6 protein-coding genes are annotated in these 6889 nt (G+C 63.0%); 5 read left to right on the top strand and 1 reads right to left on the bottom strand.

The window, feature by feature from the left end; genetic code table 11:
* A partial coding sequence (locus AB4Z11_RS18170; protein ID WP_442026663.1) for a M61 family metallopeptidase occupies positions 1–1392 on the bottom strand: 1392 nt, incomplete at its 3' end.
* Between the two features lie 191 nt (positions 1393–1583).
* On the opposite strand from AB4Z11_RS18170, the gene AB4Z11_RS18175 reads away from it, so the two are divergent.
* The 5 genes from AB4Z11_RS18175 to coaD all read left to right on the top strand — a co-directional run.
* Positions 1584–2039 (top strand): Hsp20 family protein, encoded by a 456-nt coding sequence (locus AB4Z11_RS18175; protein WP_442026664.1) that lies wholly within the window; start codon positions 1584–1586, stop codon positions 2037–2039.
* 132 nt (positions 2040–2171) lie between these two features.
* Complete coding sequence (locus AB4Z11_RS18180; protein ID WP_442026665.1) at positions 2172–3704, top strand: DegQ family serine endoprotease; 1533 nt, start codon at positions 2172–2174, stop codon at positions 3702–3704.
* A 51-nt stretch (positions 3705–3755) separates the two neighbouring features.
* Positions 3756–4415: a response regulator gene (locus AB4Z11_RS18185; RefSeq protein WP_442026666.1), complete on the top strand. Its 660-nt coding sequence runs from the start codon at positions 3756–3758 to the stop codon at positions 4413–4415.
* A complete protein-coding gene (locus AB4Z11_RS18190) occupies positions 4412–5740 on the top strand; it encodes an ATP-binding protein (protein ID WP_442026667.1) in 1329 nt (442 codons plus the stop codon). The genes AB4Z11_RS18185 and AB4Z11_RS18190 overlap by 4 nt, the downstream gene beginning before the upstream one ends.
* Before the next feature lie 30 nt (positions 5741–5770).
* Positions 5771–6889, top strand: a 1119-nt coding sequence (gene coaD / locus AB4Z11_RS18195) for a pantetheine-phosphate adenylyltransferase (protein WP_442026668.1), incomplete at its 3' end; no start/stop codon positions are given.

The following is a 6889-nucleotide window of genomic DNA, read 5'->3' on the forward strand; positions in this document are numbered from 1 at the left end:
CTTCACCACATCGTCGAAGGTGTAGTGCAGGGCGGTGTTCATGCCGTCCTTCACGCCGTAGAACTTGCGGGCGAAGTCATCCAGGGACAGCTTGTCGCCGGACATTTCGCGCAGCTTGGTATCCACGTCCAGCCAGATCAGGGCGCCTTCATTGTAGTAGTCCTCGCTGCGCTGATAGCTGGACCAGCCCAGCGGGCGGCGCGAGTTGATGATCGGATCGTAGGTGGTGTCCTGCACCGTACGCCATTCGCGGCCCGCGATCGAGCTGTAGCGCGCAGCGTTGACGGCGATCTGGTCGCGCACGCTGGCGCTCTTCTGCAGACCCGAGCGGGCGGACAGCACCTGGCCCCAGAACTGGGTCTGGCCTTCGTACACCCACAGCAGATCGTTCTGCAGCGGCGTATTGAAGTCCGGTACGTCCTGGCCGGCAGGGCGGCGGAACTTGCCGTCCCACGAGTGCGTAAATTCATGCGGCAGCAGGCCGCGCATGGATTCGGCCTTGTTCCAGTCGGTGAAGTAGTCGAGCTTGACGCCGTTCTCGCTGGACTGATGGTGTTCGCGGCCCACGCCGCCGAACTCATCGCTCAGCGCGAACAGGAAGTCATAGTGCTTGTAGTGCTGGGACTGGAACAGCTTGTAGGCTTGCTTGATCAGATTGCGGTGCAGTTCGAGCTGTTCCGGCTTGGCTTCCACCGCTTCGGCGGTGTCGGCCACCACGTTCATGTGGACCGGGATCTTGGCGCCCGGATCGAGGTCGTAGCGCTTGAAGTAGTGGCCTGCAAACAGCGGCGAGTCGACGAAGGTTTCCAGGTCGGTGGTCTTGAAGACGAGATCATCGCCCTTGCGTTCATCCAGTTCCAGCGCGCTGCCGTACTGCCAGCCTTGCGGCACGGTCACGGTGGCCTGGATCGGGATGCGGCGGGTATAGTAGCCCGCCGGGTACATGGTCACGGCGTGCCACTGGATGCCCAGAATTTCCGGCGTCATGGTGGTGCGGCCCTGGTTGGCTTCGGTCGGCGACAGGAACTGGTATTCGAGGTCCAGCGTCCTGGTGCCAGCCGGTACCTCGACGTGGAAGGCGAACACGTTCACGTTATCGCGATGCCAGGTGACGGGCTTGCCGTTGGCCGAAATCTTCAGGCCGGCGAACTGGTTGATCGGGCTGCTCGGGCCGTGGTTGGCGGGCACCCATTGCGGGTAGAGCAGGGTCATCTTGCCCGGCTTGGCCGGAATGCTTTCCTTGACGCGGAAGATGTTTTGCACGGTGTCGGACGCGTCCACCTTCAGCACCAGGGTGCCGGGGTAGTTCTGGTCGACAGGAGCAGGCAGCGGGGAACCGGCATGAGCGCTGAAGGCGGCGCCCATCAGCATTGACAGCAAGGCAAGTTTCATTTTGATTCTGTAAAGAAAGTACAAGCGGGCGAGTTTAGCACGCGAGGCAGGGCGGCTTGTTTCAGAACGTAACACCAGGATTTTGCAAAAAAACCTCTTGAAAAGCTTTTTAGCGATTCCTATATCGGACTCAGCGGTTGCCCAGATGGGGACCGTTGGACATATCGCTTAATCTGAAAAGGATATCTATCATGCGTACTTTTGACCTGACTCCGCTGTACCGTTCTGCTATCGGTTTCGACCGCCTGGCCCAGCTGCTGAATGACGCCGCCCGCGGTGACGCCACCCCCAGCTACCCTCCTTACAATATCGAGCTGGTTTCCGAAGACCAGTACCGTATCGTGATGGCCCTGGCCGGCTTCGATCGTTCCGAAATCGACATCACCTTCGAGCGCGATTCGCTGCACGTGGTGGGCCGCAAGCAGCGCGACGGCGTCGAGCGTACTTACCTGCACCGCGGCATCGCCGCCCGTGATTTCGAACAGCGCTTCCAGCTGGCGAACCATGTGAAGGTGATCGGCGCTTCCTTCGACAACGGCATGCTCACCATCGAACTGGTGCGTGAAGTGCCGGAAGCCCTGAAACCGCGCAAAATCGCTATCGATGGCGTGACCAATGTGGGCACCCTCGAGCAGAAAGCGGCTTAATCACGCTTAAGGCGGGCTTATAGCCTGCCCATATTAAAAGGTCGGCAATGCCGGCCTTTTTTTATTAAGACGAGCCTAAGATTGCTCCCGCATATTGATGCCATCGACAGATCTTTATTGGGAGTCCTGAAAATGAGCAAAACCGTCACCGCTTCGATGACCGTAAAACGGGTAGTTGCGGCACTGGCCGCCGTTGGCGTGCTGGGTGCCGGTGCTGCGATTGCAGTACAAAAGAGCAACGCCGCACCTAATCCCCAGGTAGTCGGCCAGGCCGCCCCGGGCGTGCCGGCCAACGCCGCCGCCGGCGCACCGGCGCCAACCCCGGCGCCGATGATCGCGCTGCCTGACTTCAGCGTGATCGTGCAGCACAATGGCCCAGCCGTGGTGAACATCAGCGTCGTGGGCAGCACCAAGACCTCGTTCCAGAGCCAGGGCCAGGGTGAACGCGGCGAACCGTTTGGCGATGATCCCTTCCTCGAATTCTTCCGCCGCTTCCAGGGGCCGCAAGGCCAGGGCCGCACGCGCGACGTGCCGACCCATGGCGTGGGTTCGGGCTTTATCGTGAGCGCCGACGGCATCATCCTGACCAACGCCCACGTGGTGCGCGATGCGCAGGAAGTGACCGTGAAGCTGACCGACCGCCGCGAATTCCGCGCCAAGGTGCTGGGCTCCGATCCGAAGACCGACGTGGCCGTGCTGAAGATCGACGCGAAGAACCTGCCGGTAGTGCCGCTGGGCCGCTCGAACGATGTGAAAGTCGGCGAATGGGTGCTGGCAATCGGCTCGCCTTTCGGTCTTGAAAACACCGTGACCGCCGGTGTGGTGAGCGCCAAGGGCCGCTCGCTGCCGGACGATTCGAACGTGCCGTTCATCCAGACCGACGTGGCGATCAACCCCGGCAACTCCGGCGGTCCGCTGTTCAACACGCGCGGCGAAGTGGTGGGCATCAACTCGCAGATCTACAGCCAGAGCGGCGGCTACCAAGGCCTATCGTTCGCCATTCCGATCGACGTGGCAACCAAGATCCGCGACCAGATCGTGAAGACCGGTAAAGTTGTGCACGCCCGCCTCGGCGTGACCGTGCAGGAGATTGGCCAGGACTTCGCCGATTCCTTCAAGCTGGCAACGCCGGAAGGCGCGCTGGTAGCGAACGTGGAGCGTGGCGGTCCTGCCGAGAAGATCGGCCTGAAAGCCGGCGACGTAATCCGCGCCATGAACGGCCAGAAGATCATCCAGTCGGGCGACCTGCCGGCGATGGTGGCGCTGGCGGCGCCAGGCRACAAGATCTCGCTGGAAGTGTGGCGCCAGGGTAAAACCGTGACCCTGGACGGCAAACTGGGCAACGCCAGCGACCGCAGCAACCTGGCTTCGGCTCAGGATGAGCAAGGTCCGTCGGCCAGGATGCGCCTGGGTCTGGCCCTGCGTCCGCTGGACCCGCAAGAGAAGCGGCAAGTGGGCCTGCCTTCCGGCCTGCTGATCGAGGATGCGCGCGGCGCGGCCGCCAGCGCTGGCGTACAGCCGGGTGATGTGCTGCTGTCCGTCAACGGCCGCCCGGTCAATTCGATCGGCGACGTGCGCGATGTGGTCAGCAAGTCCGACAAGTCGGTGGCGCTGCTGATCCTGCGTGGCGACGAGCGTATCTTCATTCCGGTGCGCCTCGGATAAAATGGCGATGGCGTCCGCAATCTCGCGGACGCCACGATTGAAAGGACCAGAATGCGCCTCCTGCTTGTAGAAGATGACACCATGATCGGCGAAGTCGTGCTCGACCTGCTGAGGGCTGAGCATTACGCCGTGGACTGGGTCAAGGATGGCGACATGGCGGACACCGCCCTGCAAACCCAGACCTACGACCTGGTCCTGCTCGACCTTGGTTTGCCGCGCAAGGACGGCCTGGAAGTGCTGCGCTCCATGCGCGCCCGCAAGGAAATCACGCCCGTGCTGGTCGCCACCGCGCGCGACGCCGTCGAGCAGCGTATTGCCGGCCTCGATGCCGGCGCCGACGACTATGTGCTGAAGCCCTACGACCTCGATGAGCTGCTGGCCCGCATCCGCGCGCTGTTGCGGCGGGCCGCCGGCCGTGCCGAACCGGTGTTCGAACACAAGGGCGTCACCATCAATCCCCAGACCCGCGAAGTGATGGCCAACGGCCAGGCGGTCAGTCTGTCGGCCCGCGAATGGGCCGTGCTCGAAGCGCTGATCGCCCGCCCCGGCATCGTGCTGTCGCGCRCCCAGCTGGAAGAAAAGCTCTACAGCTGGAAAGATGAAGTCAACAGCAATGCGGTGGAAGTGTATATCCACGGCTTGCGCAAAAAGCTGGGGGCCGACCTGATCCAGAACGTGCGCGGCCTCGGCTACATGGTGCCGAAAGCATGAGGGTTGTCCCGAAGGTCAACGTCTCCCACTCCCTGCGCGGCCGTCTGCTGTGGTTCCTGCTGGCGGCCATCACGATGGCGGCCGTGGCCCAGGCCATGATCGCCTACAGCAGCGCCCTCAACGACGCTGACCAGATCTTCGACTACCACATGCAGCAGATGGCCATGTCGCTGCGTTCGAGCGCACCGATGGCCGCTACCGGCAATCCGGGCGCCGAGGACGATGGCAACGACGACATGCTGGTGCAGGTGTGGACGCGCGACGGCATCCAGGTGTTCCGCTCCATGTCCCGCGCCGAGCTGCCCCAGCGCGCCGTGCTGGGATTTTCCAATGTGCGCGCCAATGGCACCACCTACCGCGTCTTCTCTATCCAAAGTTCAGGCCAGATCGTGCAGATCGCGCAGGACATGCGCGTGCGCCAGCGTATGGCTGGCACGCTGGCCTTGCGTACCGTCGGCCCGATCGCGCTGATGGCGCCGGTGCTGATGCTGGTCGTGTGGTGGGTGGTCAGCGGCTCGCTGGCGCCGGTACAGCGCGTGCGGCGCCAGGTAGCGTCGCGCCAGGCGGACGATCTTTCGCCCGTATCTGAAGGCGACCTGCCCGATGAAGTGCGTCCGCTGGTGCAGGAGCTGAACCTGCTATTCGGCCGCGTGCGCACTGCCTTCGAAGCGCAACAGCATTTCGTGGCCGATGCTGCGCACGAGCTGCGCACGCCGCTGGCCGCGCTCAAGCTGCAAATTCTGAGTCTCGAACGTGCGGCCGATGAACATGCCCGCGCGATTGCCGTTGGCCGCCTGACGGCGGGTATCGACCGCGCCTCGCGCCTGATCGAGCAGTTGCTGGTGCTGGCGCGCCAGGAAGCGGCGGACGCCAGGCTGGAGCCGATCAATCTGACCGACCTGGCCAAGCGCACCTTGGGCGATATGGCCGGGGCGGCGGGCGCGCGCGACATCGACCTCGGACTTGAGCATGCCGACGAAGCGAGCGTGAAAGGGCAGGGCGATGCCTTGCTGATCATGGTGCGCAACCTGGTCGACAACGCCATCAAATACACGCCGACCGGCGGCACCGTCGATCTCTCCGTCCTGCGCGACGAAAAACAGGCGCGCGTGGTGGTGGAAGACAGCGGCCCCGGCATCGCACCGGAAGAACGCGAGCGCGTGTTCAACCGCTTCTACCGTGTGCCGGGCAGCGAAGCCAATGGCAGCGGCCTTGGCCTGGCTATCATCCGCGCCATCGCGGAACGCCACGGCGCCACGCTGGCGCTGGATCAATCGGAACGCCTCGGGGGCCTCAAAGTGACGGTAAGCTTCCCTGCAAGCTAGAATGTCGTTTTCGACACTCTGGAGCAGGGCATGAAGAAGATCGGCTTTTCGGGAACGCTGGACCCTATCACCAACGGCCATATGTGGGTGATTGGCGAAGCGCGTTCGATTGCGGAAGAAGTCGTGGTCTTCCTGTCCGAGAATTCGACCAAGGCGCCCAAGTTCTCCGCAGAGGAGCGCAAGGCCATCGTGCTGGAAAGCTGTGCCGAACGTGGCTGGGACAATGTGCAGGTGCAGATCGTCAAGAGCGAGTACACGGCGCGCGTGGCCAAGCGCCAGGGCGTAGACTACCTGATTCGCGGCATCCGCAGCACCGCCGATTTCGATTACGAGAACCTGATCCAACAAACCAATGTGGAAGTGATTGGCGGCGCGAAAACCATGTTCGTGATGCCGCCGCGCGATCTGGGCTCGGTGAGTTCCAGCTTCGTGAAAGCGCTGGAAGGTCCGGTGGGCTGGAACTGGACCATGAAGAAGTTCGTTCCCACGCCTGCCTACAAGGCCTGGATCGTGGCCTGGCTGCGCAAGGAGTGGGATGCGCTGTGGCGCGACACTGCGCTGGATGCGGCGGCACTGGCCAATGTCAATCACTGGTTCGAACATCTGACCGGCACTGCGGCCTATGGCGGCGTCGATCGCACTTATCACAACCTCGATCATCTGGTGCACGGCATGGCGGAGATCCGCGCCTGGGCGGCCAACACGCGTCCCGCCAAGCGCGATGTGAATATCGTGAAGGCGGCCTTCTGGTTCCACGATGCGGTGTATGCGCACGATTCGTCTTCCGTATCGAACGAGGAAGCCAGCGCGCGCCTGTGGCTGGGCAGCGACCTGGAGCCGGATGCGGGCCGCGCGGAAGAAGTGGCGGCGCTGATTCGCGCCACCGACCATTTCCAGGGCGCGTCGATTGCGCATCCGATGAAGGACACGATGCTGAGTGTGGACCTGGCGATTCTGGGACAGGAGGAGGAAGTGTACCGCTCCTATGCGCGCGGCATCCGCGCCGAGTACGCTCACGTGCCGGATGCGGTCTACAACGCGGAGCGCAGCAAGGTATTGAGCCACCTGCGTAACAAGGCGGAAGCGGGCACGCTGTTCGCGGACCCGTACTTCACGGCGAACTACACCAGTGTCGCCATCGCCAATATG

Origin of the sequence: Pseudoduganella sp. RAF53_2, assembly GCF_052113985.1 — a bacterium.
Taxonomy (GTDB): Bacteria; Pseudomonadota; Gammaproteobacteria; order Burkholderiales; family Burkholderiaceae_D; genus Rugamonas.